This window comes from Pseudomonas sp. WS 5051, from assembly GCF_012985715.1.
GTDB lineage: Bacteria > Pseudomonadota > Gammaproteobacteria > Pseudomonadales > Pseudomonadaceae > Aquipseudomonas > Aquipseudomonas bubulae.
Window position 1 is genome coordinate 274764 of sequence record NZ_JAAQWV010000006.1, and the last position, 19611, is coordinate 294374.

A 19611-nucleotide genomic window follows, 5' to 3' on the forward strand; every position below is an offset into this window, starting at 1 on the left:
CAGGCAGGTGTCATGAAGCATAAGTTCTGTTTTTTTACAGACCGAAGCTTCGCACAACGCCAGATTTATTCCACAACACAGGCAGGATATTTCCTAAGTGTTCAGGAGAAGCGCTGGTCCAGAACTGCGTTTCAGCAGGCGGGCCAGCTGCCAGCAAGCCGCGCTCAGCCAACAATCGCTTGAGCTGGCGCGCCACGGCGGCACCGGTGTCGATCAGGGTAATCGAACCAGGAAGCATCTGGCTTAGCAGAGGCTTGAGGAAGGGGTAATGCGTACAGCCAAGAATAATGGTGTCACAGCCCGCGGCCAGCAACGGTTCGACATAACCGCGCAACAAAGTACGCAAGGTATCGCTGTGCAGGTCGCCGGTTTCGATCAGCTCCACCAGGCCCGGGCATGGCTGAGTGACAACCCGCACATCGCTGGCAAAACGATCGAGCAAGGCAGCAAATTTGGCGCTCTGCAATGTGCCGGTCGTGGCGAGTACGCCTACCACTCCACTGCGGGTGGCCGCTGCCGCCGGTTTGACCGCTGGCTCCATACCGACCATGGGCCAGGTCGGGTAACGCTGACGCAAATCCGCCACCGCAGCCACCGTTGCAGTATTACAGGCCAGCACCAGCGCCTTGGCGCCTTGCTGCTGGAAAAATTCAGCCATTACCGCGCAGCGCTGACGAATGAATTCGGGGCTTTTTTCGCCATAGGGGATATGCCCGCAGTCCGCCACATATAGCAGCGACTCGTTGGGCAATAGCGCGTGGATCTCCTTGAGTACCGACAAGCCACCGACGCCGGAGTCGAAAACGCCAATCGGCGCCTCACTCATGGCCAGTACCGCATACGCTGCAGGCCGGGTCGCGCTTGACCCGCAATTCGCGAAAACGCGTGCTCGAGGCATCGACCAGCAACAGCCGGCCCACCAGTGGCTCACCAAACCCGGCCAACACCTTGAGCGCTTCAAGGGCCTGCAAGCTGCCGATCACCCCCACCAGGGGACCAATGACGCCGGCTTCGCTGCAGGTCAGCTCCTCTTCGCTGCCATGCCCGTACAGGCAGTGATAGCAAGGACTGGCGCTCTGGCGCGAGTCAAACACCGACAGCTGCCCCTCAAGGCGAATCGCCGCGCCACTGACCAACGGCTTGCGCGCCGCAACACAGGCCTTGTTCACCGCTTCACGGGTGGCAAAGTTGTCGCAGCAGTCGAGCACCAGATCCACCGCGGCAACGGCCTCGGCCAGCGAATCGGCATCCAGCGCCGAGCGGTGGGCAACCAGCTTGAGATGCGGATTGATCAGGCGCAGTCGGCGCAACGCCGAGTCCACCTTGCTCTCGCCAACATTGGCAGTGTCATGAATGATCTGACGCTGCAGATTGGTCAGGTCAACGCTGTCAAAGTCAGCCAGATGCAGCTCGCCGACACCGGCGGCGGCCAGGTACAGCGCGACGGGCGAGCCCAGCCCACCCAGCCCGACAATCAGCACACGGCTGTTTTTCAGCTTCAGCTGGCCATCGATATCAACCTGTTGCAACAGGATCTGTCGGCTATAGCGCAACAGCTCCTCGTCGGTCAGCACGGCAGGCGGCCCAATGTAATGCGTTCGTGGCCGCCCAGGTCCGTGCGGCTTTCAACCTCGGCAAAACCTGCGTCCTGCAACAGTTGGCGCACAGCTGCAGCCTGATCGTAACCGTGCTCCAGCATCAACCAGCCACCTGCATTCAAGTGCTGCGCAGAAGCGGTAATGATCTGGCGGATATCGTCCAGGCCATCGGCACCGGCAACCAGAGCGCTTTCAGGTTCGAAACGCACATCGCCTTGCGCCAGGTGAACATCACCGGCAGCAATATAGGGCGGGTTGCTGATAATCAGGTCAAAACGCTGGTCGTCCAGCGCGCTGAACCAATGGCTGGTAAACACATTGACGTTGTCGAGCTGCAAACGCTGGCGATTGCGCTCGGCCAGAGCCACGGCCTCAAGCACGCGGTCAACTGCCGTAACGTGCCAGGCGGCACGTTCACTGGCCAAAGCCAGGGCGATTGCGCCGCTGCCAGTGCCCAGGTCCAGCACTTTGGCCGGGGTTGCGGGCAGCAGGGCCAGCGCGGTTTCCACCAGCAGTTCGGTGTCCGGGCGCGGGATCAACGTATGCGGCGCCACTTCCAGATCAAGGTTCCAGAAACCCTGCTGCCCCAGAATATAGGCCACCGGCTCACCGGCACGGCGGCGCAGCAAGTACTCGGCGAAGGTCAAGGCGGCTTCGCTGCTGACGATTTTTTCGGGCCATGTGTGCAGATAGCTGCGCGACTTGCCCAGGGCAGCGGCCAGCAGCAGCTCCGCATCAAGACGGGCCGTAGGTGAATCAGGCAGTTCAGCAGCACGCAACAAGCTGGCAATAATAGTCATTTATTCACCCAGGGCTGTCAGTTGATCAGCCTGAAACTCCGCCAATAAAGGCTCGATAACGGCATCAACGCCGCCAGCCAGTACGTCATCCAGGGAATACAGGGTCAGGTTGACACGATGGTCAGTCACTCGCCCCTGCGCGAAATTGTAAGTGCGGATGCGCTCGGAACGATCCCCCGAGCCCACCAGCGACTTGCGCTCGCTGGCAATGGCATTAGCCGCGGCGCTGGTTTGCTGGTCATTCAATTTGGCCGAGAGCCAGGACATCGCCCGCGCCCGGTTTTTATGCTGGGAACGCTCTTCCTGACACTCCACCACAATGCCCGAGGGCAAGTGAGTAATGCGGATAGCCGAGTCGGTCTTGTTGACGTGCTGGCCACCGGCTCCGGAGGAACGGTAGGTATCCACACGCAAATCGGCCGGGTTGATCTCGATGGCTTCCTGCTCATCGGGCTCTGGCAGCACCGCCACGGTACAGGCCGAGGTATGGATACGACCCTGGGATTCGGTTGCAGGTACACGCTGCACGCGGTGTACACCGGACTCGAACTTCAGCTTGGCGTAAACATTCTCACCTTCGACACGGGCAATGACTTCTTTATAGCCACCATGCTCGCCGATGCTTTCGGACAGGATTTCAACCCGCCAGCCACGGCGCTCGGCGTAGCGCGAGTACATGCGAAACAGGTCACCGGCAAAAATCGCCGCTTCATCGCCACCGGTGCCGGCGCGAATTTCCAGAAACACGTTGCGCCCGTCATTCGGATCCTTGGGCAGCAGCATGCGTTGCAGGTCTTTTTCCAGTTCGATCAATCGCTCTTTGGCTTCACGAACTTCCTCGACCGCCATTTCGCGCATGTCCGGGTCGTTGTCCTTGAGCAACGCCTGGGCGCCTTCAAGGTCGGCCTGCACTTTGAGCCACTGCGCGTAAGCGGCAACAATGGGTTCAACTTCCGAGTATTCCTTGGAATAGGCGCGGAATTTGGTTTGATCGGAAATGACTTCGCCATCGCCAAGCAATGCGGTCAGTTCTTCAAAACGGTCCTGGAGGATGTCCAGTTTATTAAGCAGTGACGCTTTCATTACTATTTTTTATCCGCAGAGCTATGCGATGAGCCCTCACCGAGGGCAAAAAGTTCTTGGGCCATGGCCAGCGCATCGAGGCGGCCTTCGGCGGAAAGTTTTTTCAGTTGTACGCTGGGGGCATGAAGCAATTTGTTGGTCAGCCCGCGCGCCAGTTGTACCAGCACATCTTCCGGATTGCTGCCGTTGGCGAGCATGCGCTGGGCCTTTTGCAGCTCTTCGTCACGCAGGCGTTCGCTTTGCTGGCGGTAGGCCTTGAGCACATCCACAGCCGCCAGTTCACGCAGGCGCACCATAAAATCGTCAGCGCCTATGCTCACCAGCTCTTCTGCCGCCTGGGCCGCGCCCTGACGGCTCTTGAGGTTTTCCGCAACCACTTCATGCAAGTCATCGACGGTATAGAGGTACACGTCGTCCAGCTCACCGACTTCAGGCTCGATATCCCGGGGAACGGCAATATCGACCATAAAGATCGGTTTGTGCTTGCGCAGCTTCAGGGCGCTTTCGACCGCGCCCTTGCCCAAAATCGGCAATTGGCTGGCCGTGGAGCTGATCACGATGTCGCTGTGTACCAGCTCCTGGGGAATATCCGACAGCAGTACCGCGTGGGCGCCAAACTGCTCAGCCAGGGTACTGGCGCGTTCCAGGGTACGGTTGGCCACCACGATACGCTTTACTCCCAGGTCATGCAGGTGGCGGGCGACCAGGGTAATCGTCTCGCCCGCACCGATCAGCAAGGCCTGGCTGCGCTGCAGATCGCTGAAGATCTGCTTGGCCAGGCTCACCGCGGCAAAGGCCACCGAAACCGGGTTTTCACCGATGGCGGTGTCGGTGCGCACCTGTTTGGCCGAGTTGAACGTGGCCTGGAACAAGCGCCCCAACAACGGCCCGACCGTGCCCGCCTCACGCGCCACGGCATAGGCAGACTTCATCTGGCCGAGAATCTGCGGTTCGCCCAACACCAGCGAATCCAGGCCTGAAGCCACGCGCATCATGTGACGAACGGCTGCGTCGTCTTCATGGATATAGGCGCAGGCACGCAGTTCATCGAGGCTCAGGTCATGATAGTCCGCCAGCCATTGCAGCACACGGTCTGCCGAAAGGTGGTCCTGCTCTATATAGAGCTCGCTGCGATTGCAGGTGGAGAGGATCGCAGCTTCGCGACTGTCGGTTAGGCGGCAGAGCTGCTGCAAGGCCTCAACCAACTGCTCCGGAGTAAAAGCCACGCGCTCGCGGACGTCTACTGAAGCAGTCTTGTGGTTAATACCGAGTGCGAGGAAGGCCATTCAAGATCGCTGATGATGACAAGAAGCCGACAATTGTCCTACTTCGCCAGATTCAGAACAACCATTGCTGACTATTGTCTCTATAGTTAACGTCTGTTGAACACATCATCAGCCCCGGATATCGATAGTCGCACCTGTTATGGTTTGCACCATTGCATGTGTCATGATGCCCAGACCGCAGGTAAGTCGCCCATCTCTTATATGAATAGATCCTCCGCGTTGCTCCTCGCTCTCGTCCTTCTCAGTGGCTGCCAGGCTCTGGCCCCCACGTCCCCGGATGACTCATCCGCGGCAGAAGACGTTTCCTCCACCCCGGAAAAACCCACGGTCTACAGTTCGTTCAGCGAAGACACGCTGTACAGCCTGTTGAGCGCCGAGCTGGCCGGCCAGCGCAATCGTCTGGATATCGCCCTCGATAACTACGTGACGCAAGCGATCAACACGCAGGATCCGGGAGTTTCCGAACGCGCTTTCCGTATCGCCGAGTATCTGGGCGCCGACCAGGCCGCACTGGATACCTCGCTGATCTGGGTGAAAAACGCGCCGGACGATATCGAGGCGCAACGTGCTGCAGCCATTCAGCTGGCGCGCAACGGCCGTTATGACGAATCCCTGGTCTACATGGAAAAAGTCCTGCAGGCCAAGGGTGATACTCACTTCGATTTCCTGGCCCTGGCGGCCATAGAAACCGATGCGGATACCCGGGCAGGTCTGCAAAAAAGTTTTGACAGCCTGCTGGCCAAGCACCCGGACAACGGTCAGCTGATTTTCGGCAAGGCCTTGTTGATGCAACAGGACGGTGATGCCGAAGGCGCGCTGAAGCTACTGGAAAAGAACCCGCCGCAAAACGGCGAAGTCGCCCCGATTCTGTTGCGCGCCCGTTTGTTGCAAAGCCTCAACCGCGGCGATGAAGCGTTGCCCCTGCTGAAAAAAAGCGTCAGCCAGTACCCCGATGACAAGCGCCTGGGCCTGACCTATGCGCGCACCCTGGTCGAGCAGAACCGCATGACCGAGGCAAAAGTGCAGTTTGCCAGCCTGGTGGAGCAATACCCCGAAGACGATGAGCTGCGATTCTCGCTGGCACTGGTTTGCCTGGAAGGCAAATCCTGGGACGAAGCCGAAGGCTATCTGCAAGAGCTGATCGAGCGCGACAGCCATGTCGACTCGGCGCATCTGAACCTGGGCCGCATCGCCGAAGAACGCAATGATCCCGAGGGCGCACTGGTTGAGTACGCATTGGTAGGTCCCGGCAGCGAATACCTGCCCGCACAACTGCGCCAGGCGGACATCCTGATCAGCCATGGTCGCGGCGCCGAAGCCTCGAAAAAACTGGCCTCGGCCCGTGGTGCACAGCCCGACTACGCCATCCAGCTGTACTTGATAGAAGCCGAAACCCTGGCGGCGAACAACCAGAGCGATCGCGCCTGGAACACGCTGCAACAAGCACTCAAGCAATACCCGGACGATCTCAACCTGCTGTATTCACGCGCCATGCTGGCCGAGAAACGTAACGATCTTGATCAGATGGAGCGCGATTTACGCGCCATCATCAAGCGTGAACCTGACAACGCCATGGCATTGAACGCCCTGGGCTATACGCTTTCGGATCGAACCACTCGCTACACGGAAGCCAAGGCGCTGATCCAGCAAGCCTACGATCTGAACCCGGACGACCCTGCTGTGCTCGACAGCCTGGGCTGGGTAAATTATCGCCTTGGCAATCTGGATGAGGCCGAACGCTTGCTGCGCCAGGCACTGGAGCGTTTCCCTGATCAGGAAGTAGCCGCTCATCTGGGCGAAGTGCTGTGGGCCAATGGCAAGCAGCGTGAAGCGAAAAAAATCTGGGGCACTTTTCTTAAAGAAAATCCTGACAGCCCTATTCTGCGCAAAACCATTTTGCGCCTGACCGGATCAGAGACTCTTTAACTCATGTTTTATCGTCACTTGCGCCATCTCGTGGTTTTCAGCCTGATTGCCGTGCTCGCCGGTTGCGCGGGCTTCGGCGCCCGCGAATCCGTAGAAGGCCACGGCAGCCCTGCCCTGTGGTCAGCCCACAAACAGCAATTGACCCGGCTCGACGGCTGGCAAATCAGCGGCAAAGTCGGCATTCGCGCCCCTAAAGAATCGGGCAGCGCCACGCTGTTCTGGCTGCAGCGCCAGGACTATTACGACATACGCCTTTCCGGTCCGCTGGGCCGCGGAGCCGCTCGCCTGACCGGGCGCCCGGGCAGCGTGCTTCTGGAAGTGGCCAATCAGGGCCGCTATGAAGCACCGACCCCTGAAGCGCTTTTGGGCGAACAATTGGGCTGGAGCCTGCCAGTGTCACATCTGGTCTGGTGGGTACGCGGCTTGCCTGCGCCCGGCAGCAAAAGCCGGGTAACATTGAATGGTGACAGCCGCCTGGCCAACCTGGAACAGGACGGCTGGAAAATCGAATATTTGAGCTATGTCGAGCAAAACGGCTTCTGGCTGCCTGAGCGGGTCAAGCTGCACGGCCCGGATCTGGATGTCACGCTCGTGGTTAAAGATTGGCAACCTCGCTTGTTGGGTCAATAAGATGCAAGACCGTCTGAATCGAAACACTCTGGTTTTGCCCTCCCCGGCAAAGCTTAATCTGATGCTGCACATTCTCGGTCGTCGCGAAGATGGCTATCACGAACTGCAAACGCTGTTTCAATTTCTCGACTACGGCGATGAAATGACCTTTGCCGTGCGTGACGACGGAATCATTTGCCTGCACACCGAATTCCCCGGTGTTGCTCATGACGACAATTTGATCGTCAAGGCCGCAAAAAAGCTTCAGGCACAATCCGCTTGCCCGCTGGGGATCGATATCTGGATCAAAAAAGTGTTGCCCATGGGCGGCGGCATCGGTGGCGGCAGTTCCAATGCCGCCACAACACTGCTCGCGCTCAACCATCTTTGGCAACTGGCCTGGGATGAAGACCGGCTGGCAGCGCTGGGCCTGACTCTTGGGGCCGACGTCCCGGTTTTCGTTCGTGGCCACGCCGCATTTGCTGAAGGTGTCGGCGAAATTCTTACGCCTGCCGAGCCAGAAGAACCCTGGTATCTGGTGCTTGTCCCGCAAGTATCTGTAAGTACTGCAGAAATATTTTCAGATCCGTTGTTGACACGTGACTCTTTGCCCATTAAAGTGCGCCCCGTTCCCAAGGGAAACAGCCGAAACGACTGCGAAGCAGTAGTGAAGGAGCGTTATCCAGAAGTACGTAACGCTTTGAATTTGTTAGGTAAATATACCGAAGCAAAATTAACTGGAACTGGAAGTTGTATATTTGGGGCCTTCCCAAACGAAGCAGATGCTGATAAAGTGCTGCACCTTCTTACAGAGACCCTTACAGGGTTTGTAGCAAAAGGAAGCAACGTTTCGATGTTGCATCGCAAGCTGCAAAATTTGTAAAAGGAAACGGGTACACGGTACTCGTAGCAACAGATACAGGGGCGTCGCCAAGCGGTAAGGCAGCAGGTTTTGATCCTGCCATGCGTTGGTTCGAATCCAGCCGCCCCTGCCATTTCTTATACTCATCCAGGTTACCCTCAGCCTTCAGGTACTGCGCGTGTCCAAGATGATGGTCTTTACGGGGAACGCTAACCCCGATCTGGCTCGGCGTGTCGTACGTCAGCTGCATATCCCACTCGGTGACATCTCTGTCGGCAAGTTTTCCGACGGCGAAATTACCGCTGAGATTAATGAAAATGTCCGCGGTAAAGACGTTTTCATCATTCAGCCGACTTGTGCTCCGACCAACGATAACCTGATGGAACTCGTCGTGATGGCTGATGCCTTCCGCCGCTCCTCAGCGACTCGTATTACTGCTGTTATTCCTTACTTTGGTTATGCCCGTCAGGATCGCCGTCCGCGTTCCGCACGTGTGGCTATCAGCGCAAAAGTTGTTGCTGACATGCTTACCGTAGTCGGCATCGATCGTGTTCTCACGGTTGATTTGCATGCTGACCAAATCCAGGGTTTCTTCGATATTCCTGTAGATAACATCTATGGCTCCCCAGTTTTGGTGGATGACATCGAAGATCAGCGCTTTGAGAACCTTATGATTGTGTCCCCGGATATCGGCGGCGTCGTGCGTGCACGTGCTGTTGCCAAATCCCTGGGCGTCGATCTGGGTATCATCGACAAACGCCGTGAGAAAGCCAATCACTCTGAAGTGATGCATATCATCGGTGATGTCGAAGGGCGTACCTGTATTCTGGTTGATGACATGGTCGATACCGCCGGCACGTTGTGCCACGCGGCTAAAGCCTTGAAAGAGCATGGTGCTTCCAAAGTGTTCGCCTACTGCACACACCCTGTGCTGTCGGGTCGGGCAATCGAGAATATCGAAAATTCCATGCTGGATGAGCTGGTGGTGACTAACACCATCCCGCTGTCCGCTGCCGCACAAGCCTGTTCGCGTATCCGCCAACTGGATATCGCACCGGTTGTGGCTGAAGCGGTTCGCCGCATCAGCAACGAAGAATCGATCAGCGCGATGTTCCGATAAGGGCCCTGCCCTTTCAGGACTTCTGCTGACGAAAAGCGCCCCGCCCCAGCAATCCGTTGGGGCGGGGCTTTTTTGCCCATACCGTCCATGGCGCTGGTCGCAAACGCCAGGGCGGATGTGGTTATTTTGGAGATACAACATGAACGATTTTACTCTGAATGCTGAAGTGCGTTCCGACCTGGGGAAAGGTGCGAGCCGCCGCCTGCGTCGTCTCGCAAGCCTGGTTCCAGCTGTAGTTTACGGTGGCGAAAAAGCCCCTGAATCCATCAGCATGCTGGCTAAAGAAGTTGCCAAACTGCTCGAAAACGAAGCTGCTTACAGCCACGTTATCGAACTGACCGTTGGCGGCGTTAAGCAAAACGTGATCATCAAAGCTCTGCAACGTCACCCGGCTAAAGGCCACGTGATGCACGCTGACTTCGTACGCGTTGTTGCTGGTCAAAAACTGACTGCAATCGTACCGGTTCACTTCGTTGGTGAAGCGGCTCCGATCAAGAAAGGCGGCGAGATCTCCCACGTTGTTGCGGAAATCGAAGTTTCCTGCCTGCCAAAAGACCTGCCTGAATTCATCGAAGTTGACCTGGCTAACGCTGAAGTCGGCTCGATCATTCACCTGTCGGACATCACCGCTCCTAAAGGCGTTGAGTTCGTAGCTCTGGCACACGGTAACGACCTGGCAGTAGCCAACGTTCACGCTCCACGTGTTGCACCAGAAGCAGCAGAGTAATTCATTACTCTGTCGTTGGAGTCTTGAGAAACATCGCGAGCTAACACGCAGCGAGTAAAGCGGACAAGATCGCGAAGTTTACTCACGTAAACCCGCTTTCTTGTCCGTTTTCGCCGCTAACCGTTAGCGGCGATGTTATCCACAACTCCATAGAAGGGCCCTTGTCGTGACCGCCATAAAACTGATCGTTGGCCTGGGAAATCCAGGCACCGAATACGAACAGACCCGGCATAACGCAGGGGCCCTTTTTGTTGAGCGTCTCGCGGCAGCCAATGGGGTAAACCTCGTTGCAGACCGCAAATATTTTGGCCTGACCGGGCGCTTCAGCCACCAGGGTCAGGATGTTCGTCTGTTGATTCCCACCACCTATATGAACCGAAGCGGCCAGGCCGTTGCGGCGCTTGCCGGTTTCTACCGCATTGCGCCGGAATCCATATTGGTGGCCCACGACGAACTCGATCTCCCGCCAGGCGTTGCCAAGCTCAAGCTGGGCGGCGGCCACGGAGGTCACAACGGATTGCGCGACATCATCGCGCAACTGGGGAACAACAAAGATTTCTACCGTCTGCGGCTTGGCATTGGCCACCCGGGCGTCGCCAGCATGGTGTCCAACTTTGTCCTCGGTCGTGCGCCACGCGCCGAACAGGAAAAACTGGATGCCAGCATCGATTTTGCCCTCGGCGTGCTGCCGGATATCCTCGCCGGGGAATGGAACCGTGCGATGAAAAACCTGCACAGCCAGAAGGCCTGACTCTTTTTCCGAGGGGAAACACCATGGGATTCAACTGCGGCATCGTCGGCCTGCCTAACGTCGGCAAGTCCACCCTGTTCAACGCCCTTACCAAGTCCGGTATCGCGGCCGAGAACTTCCCCTTCTGCACGATCGAGCCGAACACCGGTATCGTGCCGATGCCCGACCCACGCCTGGACGCGCTGGCTGCCATCGTCAAGCCACAGCGTATCCTGCCGACCACCATGGAGTTCGTTGATATCGCGGGCCTGGTGGCTGGCGCATCGAAAGGTGAAGGCCTGGGTAACAAGTTCCTGGCCAACATCCGTGAGACCGATGCCATCGCTCACGTGGTCCGCTGCTTTGAAGACGAAAACGTTATTCACGTTTCCAACAGCGTTGACCCAAAACGCGACATCGAAATCATCGACCTTGAGCTGATCTTCGCCGACCTCGACAGCTGCGAAAAGCAACTGCAGAAAGTCGCGCGCAATGCCAAAGGCGGTGACAAGGAAGCCGTAGCCCAAAAAGCCCTGCTGGAACAGCTGATCGCCCACTTCACCCTGGGCAAGCCGGCACGCAGCCTGATCAAGAACATGGACGCAGATGAGAAAGCCATCATCAAAGGCTTCCACCTGCTGACCACCAAGCCGGTGATGTACATCGCCAACGTGGCTGAAGACGGTTTTGAGAACAACCCGTTGCTGGACGTTGTGCTGGCTATCGCTGAAGAAGAAGGCGCGATCGTTGTTCCGGTCTGCAACAAGATCGAAGCAGAAATCGCCGAGCTGGATGACGGCGAAGAGAAAGACATGTTCCTGGAGGCCCTGGGCCTTGAAGAGCCTGGTCTTAACCGTGTGATTCGCGCCGGTTACGAAATGCTGGACCTGCAAACCTACTTCACCGCCGGCGTGCAGGAAGTTCGCGCCTGGACAGTAAAAGTAGGTGCTACCGCCCCTCAAGCAGCCGGTGTGATCCACACCGACTTCGAAAAAGGCTTTATCCGCGCTGAAGTTATCGCCTACGACGACTTCATCAAGTTCAACGGGGAAGCGGGCGCGAAAGAAGCCGGTAAGTGGCGTCTGGAAGGCAAGGAATACATCGTTAAAGACGGTGACGTCCTGCACTTCCGTTTCAACGTGTAATACAGCACACGTATAAAAAACCGCGCCCAGGCGCGGTTTTTTTTGGCCTGGCGTTTGTGGCGCACTCCGGGGCGCAACAACGGTCTATGGTTAACGCCATCTCACCTCATGATCGGGAGCCTCAATGATTCCCCGCGCCAAATTCCTCAGCCGCTATACCGACCCCATAGTCGAAAAAATCAAAGCCCGCTGGTCCCTGGGCTGGCGAGACGCCCTGGCCTCAGCCATTGCCGCCGCACTGGCGTGGATTATCGCCCGGCATTTTTTCGGTCACATACACCCCGTGTTTGCCGCAATCAGTGCCGTGGTGTGCCTGGCTCCAGGCCTGCCCAGTCATGGCAAGCAAGCGGTGGGCCTGATGGTGGGTGTCGCCACCGGGATCATCGTAGGCGAAGCCGCCTTGTGGTTGCCGGATGCTTACCCGTTGGTGCGTATTGGCTTTGCCACCTTCTCTGCCATCGCCATCGCGGCACTCTATGGCCTGGGGGCCGTGGTGCCCATCCAGGCCGGTGTATCGGCGGTGCTGATGCTGGCCGTAGGCCCGGAAAGTGCTGGCGTGGTACGGATGCTTGATGTGGTCGTGGGCTCATGCGTCGGGCTGGTTTTCAGCCAGATACTGCTGACCCCCAACCCGATCGGCATTATCGACAGCTCCGCCAAGGAGTTGCTCGAAAAGCTGGCGTCGGGATTCGGTAAAAGCCTGCAAGCTCTCGAAGGACAAGATGCGGCCAAGGCTCAAAATGCCGTGCAGATATTTTCCAGGGCCCACGACAGCCTTATTGCCCTGGAGAACGGCATCAGCATGGCCCGCAATACCGCCCGCTGGACCTTGCGCGGGCGCTTTGTATCACGGGAAGTCAAAGACATTGCCAGCCGTTACGAGCGCCACGCCGTGCGTTTATACGCCAGCTCCCTGTTGTTTGCAGAAGCCTTTGCCGATGCCTTGCGCAAGGAACAGGGCCCGGCACCGTCCTCCCTCCACGAACGGCTGGCAAACGTTGCTTCAGGGTGCGCCTCGATCGCCAGCGACGATGAACACCCGGTACTCATCCCCGTAGCCGGCGATGAATCGGCCGATGTTGTGTCAGCACCATGGCAGCTGTGCATGCAGCACTTGAGCACCGTTGAAAGCGCCCTTCTGACCTTCGGATTTACGACTCAGGGCGATAGCAGAAAAAACCCTGAATAAAAATACGAATAAATACCCGTTTACCCTTACCTCCACGAAGTTCGATCCATGGAGGTAAGGCACGCTATCCCTACGCCAATAAATACTAATCCTTACCGTGTCTATGTGTTTTAGCTCTCGACAGGCGGCCAGTTCAGGCCTTGGTTTAAACCGTCAACACCTTCAAACTATAAAATAAAAAGCGTTGTTTATACCTGTTTAACATTGCGAATTTCCCCTACCAAAAAAACATGGCGCCGGAGTATATTCAATGGGATCCTTTCGCCCGGACAAAGAGCCTTCAAGCCTATATTTTTCCGATGACACACAACTTCACGCTACTGTCAGAAATGCGGCAGCACAAAATATCGACATAATGATTCATGGTGAAACAGGCACAGGCAAAGATACATTGGCCGAGCATCTGCATACCTTATCCGGGCGCCGTGGTCGTTATATTGCACTCAATTGCGCGGCCATCCCCGAGAGTCTGGCGGAAAGCCAGTTGTTTGGTGTCACCCAAGGCGCATTCACCGGCGCCCTGCAATCACGTGCAGGATTTATAGAAGCTTCAGATAAAGGCACTCTGTACCTGGATGAAATAGACAGCATGCCGCTGGCTTTGCAGGCCAAATTGTTGCGCGTTCTGGAAACCCGTGGTGTTGAGCGATTGGGCTCGACAACATTCATCCCTGTGGACATGCGTGTGATTGCCTCGGCCCAAACCTCCCTTGCGAAGTTGGTGGCACAAGGTCATTTCAGGTGCGACCTGTACTATCGCCTGAATGTCGTGAACCTGCACTTGCCGCCTTTGCGAGAACGACGCGAATACATTACCCCCTTGTTTATGGAGTTTATTCAGCGTGAGGCCCGGCATTTCAACTCATCCATACCAGTACCGAACACTGCGCTGCTACAACAGATCATCTGTCATGACTGGCCGGGCAATGTCAGGGAGTTACGCTCCGCAGCAAAGCGCTTTGTGCTCGGGCTACCCCCGCTGGATACCTCTTCCTGTGAACATGAATCCACAATTCTAAATTTAAAAATGCGCCTGCAACAAATAGAAAAGCAGTTGATCGCAGATTGTTTGCGACGCCACTTTAATTGTATCGATTCTGTGGTAATCGAACTTGGGATTGCCAAGCGCACGCTGTACCACCGAATGAAACAATTAGACATTTACTGAGTAGTTCCCACTGGAACTGCCCACATGGATATCGACACTTAAATAGCGAACAGACGTTCTGTTGCACTCCCAATACCGAACCACAGAGGCACATACATGTTCCCTTTACTTTCACTTGTAATGCCCTTTGCGAGCCAGGTCCTCAACGCGCTTGGCGGATTTGGAAACACAAGAATGCCCCCTGCAAACCCGGCAAATACTCACACCAACAATATCGATCACTCTCAAACGAACATATATATAAATAATAAAATTTCGTTCTGACCTTCCTGTAAAAAACCAAGAGGATACAGACCATGATTGGAGCAATAATTGGATTGATTGCAGGAATGTCGCGCGCTGCTGGCGACGACCCCCTCCAAGCGCAAAAGAATTTTGCGCGCGAACAAGAATGGAAAGCCGCCGCGGCCGCCATGCACAAAACGGGAGTTGACACGAGAAACGGCATAGCCGCCGGAGTAATGGACTCAAGTAGCAAGTCAATGAATGCAATCTTTGCAGGTGCCAAGGCCATCTCGTACTGATTTTATTCATACCGCCCCATCTCGAATGGGGCATCCGGCCAATCGGGGCGTGCAGCCACACAAGCATGCAACTACAACTCACAGCTTGAGGTTTCAAATGAAAACCCACTTTCCTTCGAAGCTCCCCCAGGCCGTCTTGAGTGCCTCTGAACTACCCTCGAACACCCCCGAACTGGCCGATATCCATTGGTTCAACGCCTCTTTGCTTGCCACGGCAACTAAAGCAACCAATACCGAGATATCCGATAAATTGACCAGCCACCCACTCAAACAGCGCTCTGCACTTTTAGCGGGTCTGTCGAGTACCGCCGCAAGGGCCCTGCAAAAAGCCAGTACCAGCACCGACCCCCTCGACATGCTCAAATCCACCCGGGCCCTGTCGGCGCTCCACCTTGAGACCGTGCTGAGCGCCAAGATGATCAGCAAGACGTCACAAGCCATCGAAAAACTCACCAATCTGTCTTAGGTAACCGCATGGCAGCGCGCCTGATCAAGAGCGTGTGTTTCCTGCTCGTGCTGGCCGTCACCGGTTGTGGTGAAAGCGTGGTGCTTCACAGCCAGCTCTCCGAACAGGAGGCCAATGCAGTCATTGCAGAACTGGCAGACAAACAGGTCCACGCTCAAAAAGTCCCCGATAAAAATGGCATTTCCATTCGTGTCAGAACAGAAGCTATCAGCCGGGCGATTAACTCGCTGTCGGCGGCTGGCCTGCCCAGAACAAAGCGCTCCACACTGGGTGATATTTTTCGCAAGGAAGGTGTCATTTCTACGCCACTTGAGGAGCGCGCCCGTTACATCTATGCGCTGTCACAAGAGCTTGAAGCCACACTGTCGAGCATTGACGGGGTGATAGTCGCGCGCGTGCATGTGGTACTGCCCGAGCGTGTGGCGCCAGGTGAGGCCGTGCAGCCCGCATCCGCTTCGGTGTTTATCAAACACGATGCCAGACTGGACCCCGACGGCATCCAGTCGCGGGTACGGCGGATGGTTGCCAGCAGCATTCCGGGCATGGCAATGGCAATCGACAACCCGCACAAAATAACCACGGTTTTTGTTCTTGCCGCCGCGTTTCAGGACAACCAGCAACTGCTGTTCTTCGGACCTTTTCTGGTGCCGCAGCAAGACCTGGGGTTCTGGAAAAGCCTGTTCGCTGCACTGGTGACAGGGTGCCTGCTGGCAATCATTACGTCAGTTGTATGGTTAAAGCTGCGCAAAAAGGGCTCTGCATGAATGACATTGATGCCTGGGTACAGTGGTGGGCCTTGCCATGGCGCTACGCTCATCCGCACTGGCAGATCCTTGACGCATCGCCCGCCTTGCTGCGCAACCAGCATGCAGGCGCCAGCAAGAGCTTGGGTATCGCCCCCTGCCTGCCCTGTGCGCCCACAACCAGCCTGATGCAGCTGGCACTGGCGCAACCGGCGCACTATGACGCGTTGCTGCAAAGGGTCGAGCGTATCTGCCGCACTACACCTTCTGCTGCACGGGATGACACGCAGCGTTTGTGGTGCCAGCGCCTTGCCAGGGCTTTGCACACGCAGGACTGGCTCGAGCCCGCCGACGATCCCTTGCAACTGCTCAGAGCATGGCTCGAACCACCGGTCTGGCAGAGGTCGCGACTGCGCTTTGCCCCTGCACGGATCGAAACGCTGGAGCAAAAACCGGTGCCGGCCATTTCACCGGCCAAACTCCGAACGCTCTGGCAAACAGTGTTGTGGCACACACGACCCCGCGACGAGGGGCACAACCATGCTGACACGCCGCACGATTGAGCTGCAGCCAGGCGCAACCGGGCTGCCCCAGGTACTGATCAGCAGCCAGAACCTGATCGATTGCGGCCTGGCCAATGAGGTGCTGGCCCAGGCACGTGCCCAGGCAGACGAACTGCTGAGCAACGCTGAAAACGCTGCCGAAACGCTGCTGCAAAAGGCCCACAGCGAATTCTGGCAACAGGCCAATGCCCATCTGGCGCGTTGGCAACAGGAACATGGCGCCTTGTGCCAAGCGATTGAAACCAGCGCCTCGCAAGTGGTCAATCAGGCTCTGGAGCGATTGCTCGGTGAGGTGCCGCCACAGATGCGAATCAATGCCTTGTTGGCGCAACTGCTGCCAGCCCAATGCCCGCCATTGAATGCAACCCTGCGCTGCCACCCGCAGATGCTTGCACCTGTACGGCAGTGGCTAAGCACCCGCCCGGATACCGCATGGCAACTGCAAGCAGATGAACGCCTCGACCCCTTCGCTCTGGTGCTGGTCACTGCGCAACACGACCTGCGCATTGACTGGGCCACAACGCTCAAGGCGCTGCTGATCCCCATGACCACTGATGGAACTGATCCGGCAGGAGCTACCACTGAGTGGTGAGTATTGACTGATGGAGGTTCTATGGCTTCGTTCGAAAGCATTCAGCGTCGCATTGACACCCGCTTTATCCAGGCCCAAAAAAAACTGGAGGAGATCGCCCTGAACAATCAAGCAAGCCCCGAAGACATGCAGCGCTTCCTCGACGCTTCACAAAAAATGGCCATTGCCAGTTTCTCGATCAACGAGCAAACCCGATTCAAGCACAGCCTGACCAAAAGCATTATTGATGCCGTGCAGTGATGCTCAGGTTCAAGCACTCCTTGCAACGGACCCTGTTGCCAGCTCTTTTTTTGCTAGCCAACGGGGCGATGGCCGCCGTTCCACAGGAGTGGCAAAAAACGCCTTATGCCCATGAAGCCAATAACCTGTCAGTGCCTGATTTTCTAGGGGCCTTTGCCCATACCGTGGGCCTGCAACTACAGATTGATGGCGCGCTTCAAGGCGTCGTAAACGGCAAGCTACGCGCCGACACGCTCACCGGTTTAATGGAGCGGCTTGCACTGGAACACCGTTTCCAGTGGTTTGTGCATAACAACACGCTCTACATCAGTTCGCTTGACCAGCAGACCACGAGCCGCCTTGAAGTTGCGGACGATACCATTGCCGATCTGAAGCAGGCCCTGACCCGGATAGGCCTGCTGGATGAGCGTTTCGGCTGGGGCGAGTTGCCGGATATCGGCGTGGTACTGGTGTCCGGGCCCAAACGCTATATCGAGCAGATCAGGCAGTTCAGTCGCAAACGGGCAGAACCCGCCAATAAACAGGATGTGCTGACTTTCACACTGCAGTTCGCCAATGCGGCAGACCGGCAGATCGATTATCGGGGCGAAAAACTGAGTGTGCCCGGTATCGCCAGCTTGTTGCGCGGGTTGCTCGATACCAAGTCATCGAGCCCGTTCGCTGCTCCCTCCCCCGGCCCCTCGCCAGTATCCGGCACGGCCTCCCCCATGCCTTATTCAAGCAATCCACCACTGCCCGCGCTCACCGCCGATTTGAAATCATCAGGCCTGAACGCCATCCGCGTGGAGGCCGATGTACGTAACAACAGCGTGTTGATCTACGACGCCAGCGAACGCGGGACGCTCTATCAGGCACTGATCGCCAAGCTCGATGTCCCGCGCAAACTCGTGGAAATAGACGCCGTGATTATCGATATCAACCGCACCCAACTCAACGAACTGGGGACGAAATGGGGCTTTCAGAGCGGCCGTTTCGGGATGGCTACTGGGTTGTCTGGCACTTCCTCGACAACCGTGTCCATGATCCAGGCTGACCGTTTTGCAGCCGAGATCAAGGCGCTTGAAGCCCGCGGGCTGGCAACGGTGGTATCCAACCCCTCGATCATGACCCTGGAAAACCAGCCCGCTGTTATCGATTTCAATCGCACGCAATATATCCAGGCCGTCGGTGAGGGCGTGGCCAACATCATGCCGGTCACCACCGGCACCAGTTTCCAGGTCATACCCCGGGTAATCGAAGCCAGTGGCGCCAATCAGATTCACCTGATCATCGATATCGAAGACGGCACCTTTGCCGATAACACAGGGCAGCATTCCACACCGGATGTTCGCAAAGGCAACATCAGTACCCAGGCAGTGATCCACGAAAAACAATCCCTGGTCATCGGCGGTTTTCATGTCGCTGAAGAGGTCGACAGCCGCAATCGAGTCCCCGTATTGGGAAATATCCCATGGCTGGGCAAGCTGCTGTTTTCGTCCACGCAGAACACTAAAAATCGCCGTGAGCGACTGTTTATCCTGACACCCCGCCTGATTGGCGACCAGACCAACCCTGCCCGCTACCTGCCACAATCGGATCAGGCGCAACTGGAGGCAGCGCTGACCCCATTGAGACGGCGTGATGCGAAGCAGCCAGTGATTCAGCGCTCCGATATTACCCGGGTGTTCCGTCAACTGGTCACGGGCCACGTGCCTGGCCGGTTCACAGCGATGCCGATGCCGACCCGGACGGGCAGCCTGTGCAAAGCGTTCACGTCTCTGAAGGTCGATACCGAGCGTCATCAGTGGTACGAAAGTGAGGACTACAACGTGGCCGTACTGGTATTGCACAACCAGAGCCAGAGCCGGGTGCGCGTCGATGAACGTGATTGCAGCACTGCCGGCACCCTGGCGGTGAGTGTCTGGCCGACTCCGTGGCTGGCGCCCGGCGAACGTGCGGAGGTGTTTATCGCGACACGAGCACCCGAGCCCGACGAACAATCAAGCGTGTCTCGGCCATCATTGCTGGAGGTCGCGCCATGACTCGGCTGATCGCAGTTGCCATGGCGGCGGCCCTGGCTGGACTGTTGCAAGGCTGCACCTCGGATTGCCGTACAGACCTGTGCGCGCGCCCGGCCTCCAGCGCCAGGACGCTGGTGATCTGGTGGCCACCACACATGCGTACAGATACAGGCTCGTATGCTGAACGTTCAGACCATCACGTTGTGCCTCTGGAACCCTAGATCAACCGTGCAACGACCC

At 57.1% G+C, this 19611-nt stretch carries 22 protein-coding genes and 1 tRNA gene; 18 read left to right on the plus strand and 5 right to left on the minus strand.

Features of this window, described 5'->3' with window-relative positions; all coding sequences use genetic code 11:
- Positions 1-34 precede the first annotated feature (34 nt).
- The 5 genes from murI to hemA are packed head-to-tail and all read right to left on the minus strand — an operon-like array spanning position 35 to position 4767.
- On the minus strand, positions 35-826 hold the full coding sequence (gene murI / locus HBN79_RS12590) for a glutamate racemase (protein WP_095038778.1): 792 nt from the start codon (positions 824-826) through the stop codon (positions 35-37).
- The gene (locus HBN79_RS12595; protein ID WP_133144318.1) at positions 819-1574 is read right to left on the minus strand and encodes a molybdopterin-synthase adenylyltransferase MoeB; all 756 of its coding nucleotides are present in this window, start codon (positions 1572-1574) and stop codon (positions 819-821) included. The genes murI and HBN79_RS12595 overlap by 8 nt, the downstream gene beginning before the upstream one ends.
- Positions 1568-2398, minus strand: a complete 831-nt coding sequence (prmC, locus tag HBN79_RS12600) for a peptide chain release factor N(5)-glutamine methyltransferase (RefSeq protein ID WP_095003172.1) — start codon at positions 2396-2398, stop codon at positions 1568-1570. Before prmC ends, HBN79_RS12595 begins: the two co-directional genes overlap by 7 nt.
- Positions 2399-3481, minus strand: coding sequence for a peptide chain release factor 1 (gene prfA, locus HBN79_RS12605; RefSeq protein WP_095003173.1), 1083 nt, complete (start codon positions 3479-3481; stop codon positions 2399-2401).
- A gap of 2 nt (positions 3482-3483) precedes the next feature.
- Positions 3484-4767 carry a glutamyl-tRNA reductase gene (gene hemA, locus HBN79_RS12610; RefSeq protein WP_095003174.1) on the minus strand — a complete coding sequence of 428 codons (1284 nt, stop codon included), beginning with the start codon at positions 4765-4767 and terminating at the stop codon, positions 3484-3486.
- Positions 4768-4968: 201 nt separating this feature from the next.
- Between hemA and HBN79_RS12615 the strand changes: the two genes are divergently transcribed.
- The 18 genes from HBN79_RS12615 to hrpT all read left to right on the plus strand — a co-directional run bounded on the left by HBN79_RS12615 (position 4969) and on the right by hrpT (position 19592).
- Positions 4969-6693: a tetratricopeptide repeat protein gene (locus HBN79_RS12615; protein ID WP_095019653.1), complete on the plus strand. Its 1725-nt coding sequence runs from the start codon at positions 4969-4971 to the stop codon at positions 6691-6693.
- A 3-nt stretch (positions 6694-6696) separates the two neighbouring features.
- Complete coding sequence (lolB, locus tag HBN79_RS12620; protein ID WP_095021221.1) at positions 6697-7323, plus strand: lipoprotein insertase outer membrane protein LolB; 627 nt, start codon at positions 6697-6699, stop codon at positions 7321-7323.
- Between the two features lie 13 nt (positions 7324-7336).
- Positions 7337-8185, plus strand: coding sequence for a 4-(cytidine 5'-diphospho)-2-C-methyl-D-erythritol kinase (gene ispE / locus HBN79_RS12625; protein WP_095003219.1), 849 nt, complete (start codon positions 7337-7339; stop codon positions 8183-8185).
- 37 nt (positions 8186-8222) lie between these two features.
- Positions 8223-8297, plus strand: a tRNA-Gln gene (locus HBN79_RS12630).
- Between the two features lie 45 nt (positions 8298-8342).
- Positions 8343-9284, plus strand: a complete 942-nt coding sequence (locus HBN79_RS12635; RefSeq protein ID WP_019825119.1) for a ribose-phosphate pyrophosphokinase — start codon at positions 8343-8345, stop codon at positions 9282-9284.
- Positions 9285-9423: 139 nt separating this feature from the next.
- Positions 9424-10011 (plus strand): 50S ribosomal protein L25/general stress protein Ctc, encoded by a 588-nt coding sequence (locus tag HBN79_RS12640; protein ID WP_095003177.1) that lies wholly within the window; start codon positions 9424-9426, stop codon positions 10009-10011.
- Between the two features lie 166 nt (positions 10012-10177).
- Positions 10178-10762 carry an aminoacyl-tRNA hydrolase gene (gene pth, locus HBN79_RS12645; protein ID WP_016781749.1) on the plus strand — a complete coding sequence of 195 codons (585 nt, stop codon included), beginning with the start codon at positions 10178-10180 and terminating at the stop codon, positions 10760-10762.
- Between the two features lie 23 nt (positions 10763-10785).
- On the plus strand, positions 10786-11886 hold the full coding sequence (ychF, locus tag HBN79_RS12650; RefSeq protein WP_086798695.1) for a redox-regulated ATPase YchF: 1101 nt from the start codon (positions 10786-10788) through the stop codon (positions 11884-11886).
- Between the two features lie 124 nt (positions 11887-12010).
- On the plus strand, positions 12011-13075 hold the full coding sequence (locus HBN79_RS12655; protein ID WP_095003178.1) for an FUSC family protein: 1065 nt from the start codon (positions 12011-12013) through the stop codon (positions 13073-13075).
- Positions 13076-13325: 250 nt separating this feature from the next.
- Positions 13326-14243 carry a sigma-54 dependent transcriptional regulator gene (locus HBN79_RS12660; protein ID WP_153398879.1) on the plus strand — a complete coding sequence of 306 codons (918 nt, stop codon included), beginning with the start codon at positions 13326-13328 and terminating at the stop codon, positions 14241-14243.
- A gap of 296 nt (positions 14244-14539) precedes the next feature.
- On the plus strand, positions 14540-14767 hold the full coding sequence (locus tag HBN79_RS12665; RefSeq protein ID WP_095019655.1) for a hypothetical protein: 228 nt from the start codon (positions 14540-14542) through the stop codon (positions 14765-14767).
- A 97-nt stretch (positions 14768-14864) separates the two neighbouring features.
- On the plus strand, positions 14865-15233 hold the full coding sequence (locus HBN79_RS12670; RefSeq protein ID WP_095003181.1) for an EscI/YscI/HrpB family type III secretion system inner rod protein: 369 nt from the start codon (positions 14865-14867) through the stop codon (positions 15231-15233).
- An 8-nt stretch (positions 15234-15241) separates the two neighbouring features.
- Positions 15242-15997, plus strand: coding sequence for a type III secretion inner membrane ring lipoprotein SctJ (gene sctJ, locus HBN79_RS12675; protein WP_169916760.1), 756 nt, complete (start codon positions 15242-15244; stop codon positions 15995-15997).
- Positions 15994-16539 (plus strand): type III secretion protein, encoded by a 546-nt coding sequence (locus tag HBN79_RS12680; RefSeq protein ID WP_169916761.1) that lies wholly within the window; start codon positions 15994-15996, stop codon positions 16537-16539. The genes sctJ and HBN79_RS12680 overlap by 4 nt, the downstream gene beginning before the upstream one ends.
- On the plus strand, positions 16517-17131 hold the full coding sequence (sctL, locus tag HBN79_RS12685) for a type III secretion system stator protein SctL (protein WP_095021224.1): 615 nt from the start codon (positions 16517-16519) through the stop codon (positions 17129-17131). The genes HBN79_RS12680 and sctL overlap by 23 nt, the downstream gene beginning before the upstream one ends.
- Before the next feature lie 21 nt (positions 17132-17152).
- Entirely contained in the window at positions 17153-17371 is a 219-nt protein-coding gene (locus HBN79_RS12690) for a type III secretion protein HrpF (protein WP_095019658.1), read from the plus strand.
- Positions 17372-17406: 35 nt separating this feature from the next.
- The gene (gene sctC, locus HBN79_RS12695) at positions 17407-19392 is read left to right on the plus strand and encodes a type III secretion system outer membrane ring subunit SctC (RefSeq protein ID WP_262372427.1); all 1986 of its coding nucleotides are present in this window, start codon (positions 17407-17409) and stop codon (positions 19390-19392) included.
- Positions 19389-19592 (plus strand): HrpT family type III secretion system protein, encoded by a 204-nt coding sequence (gene hrpT / locus HBN79_RS12700; RefSeq protein ID WP_095019660.1) that lies wholly within the window; start codon positions 19389-19391, stop codon positions 19590-19592. Before sctC ends, hrpT begins: the two co-directional genes overlap by 4 nt.
- Positions 19593-19611: the final 19 nt, after the last annotated feature.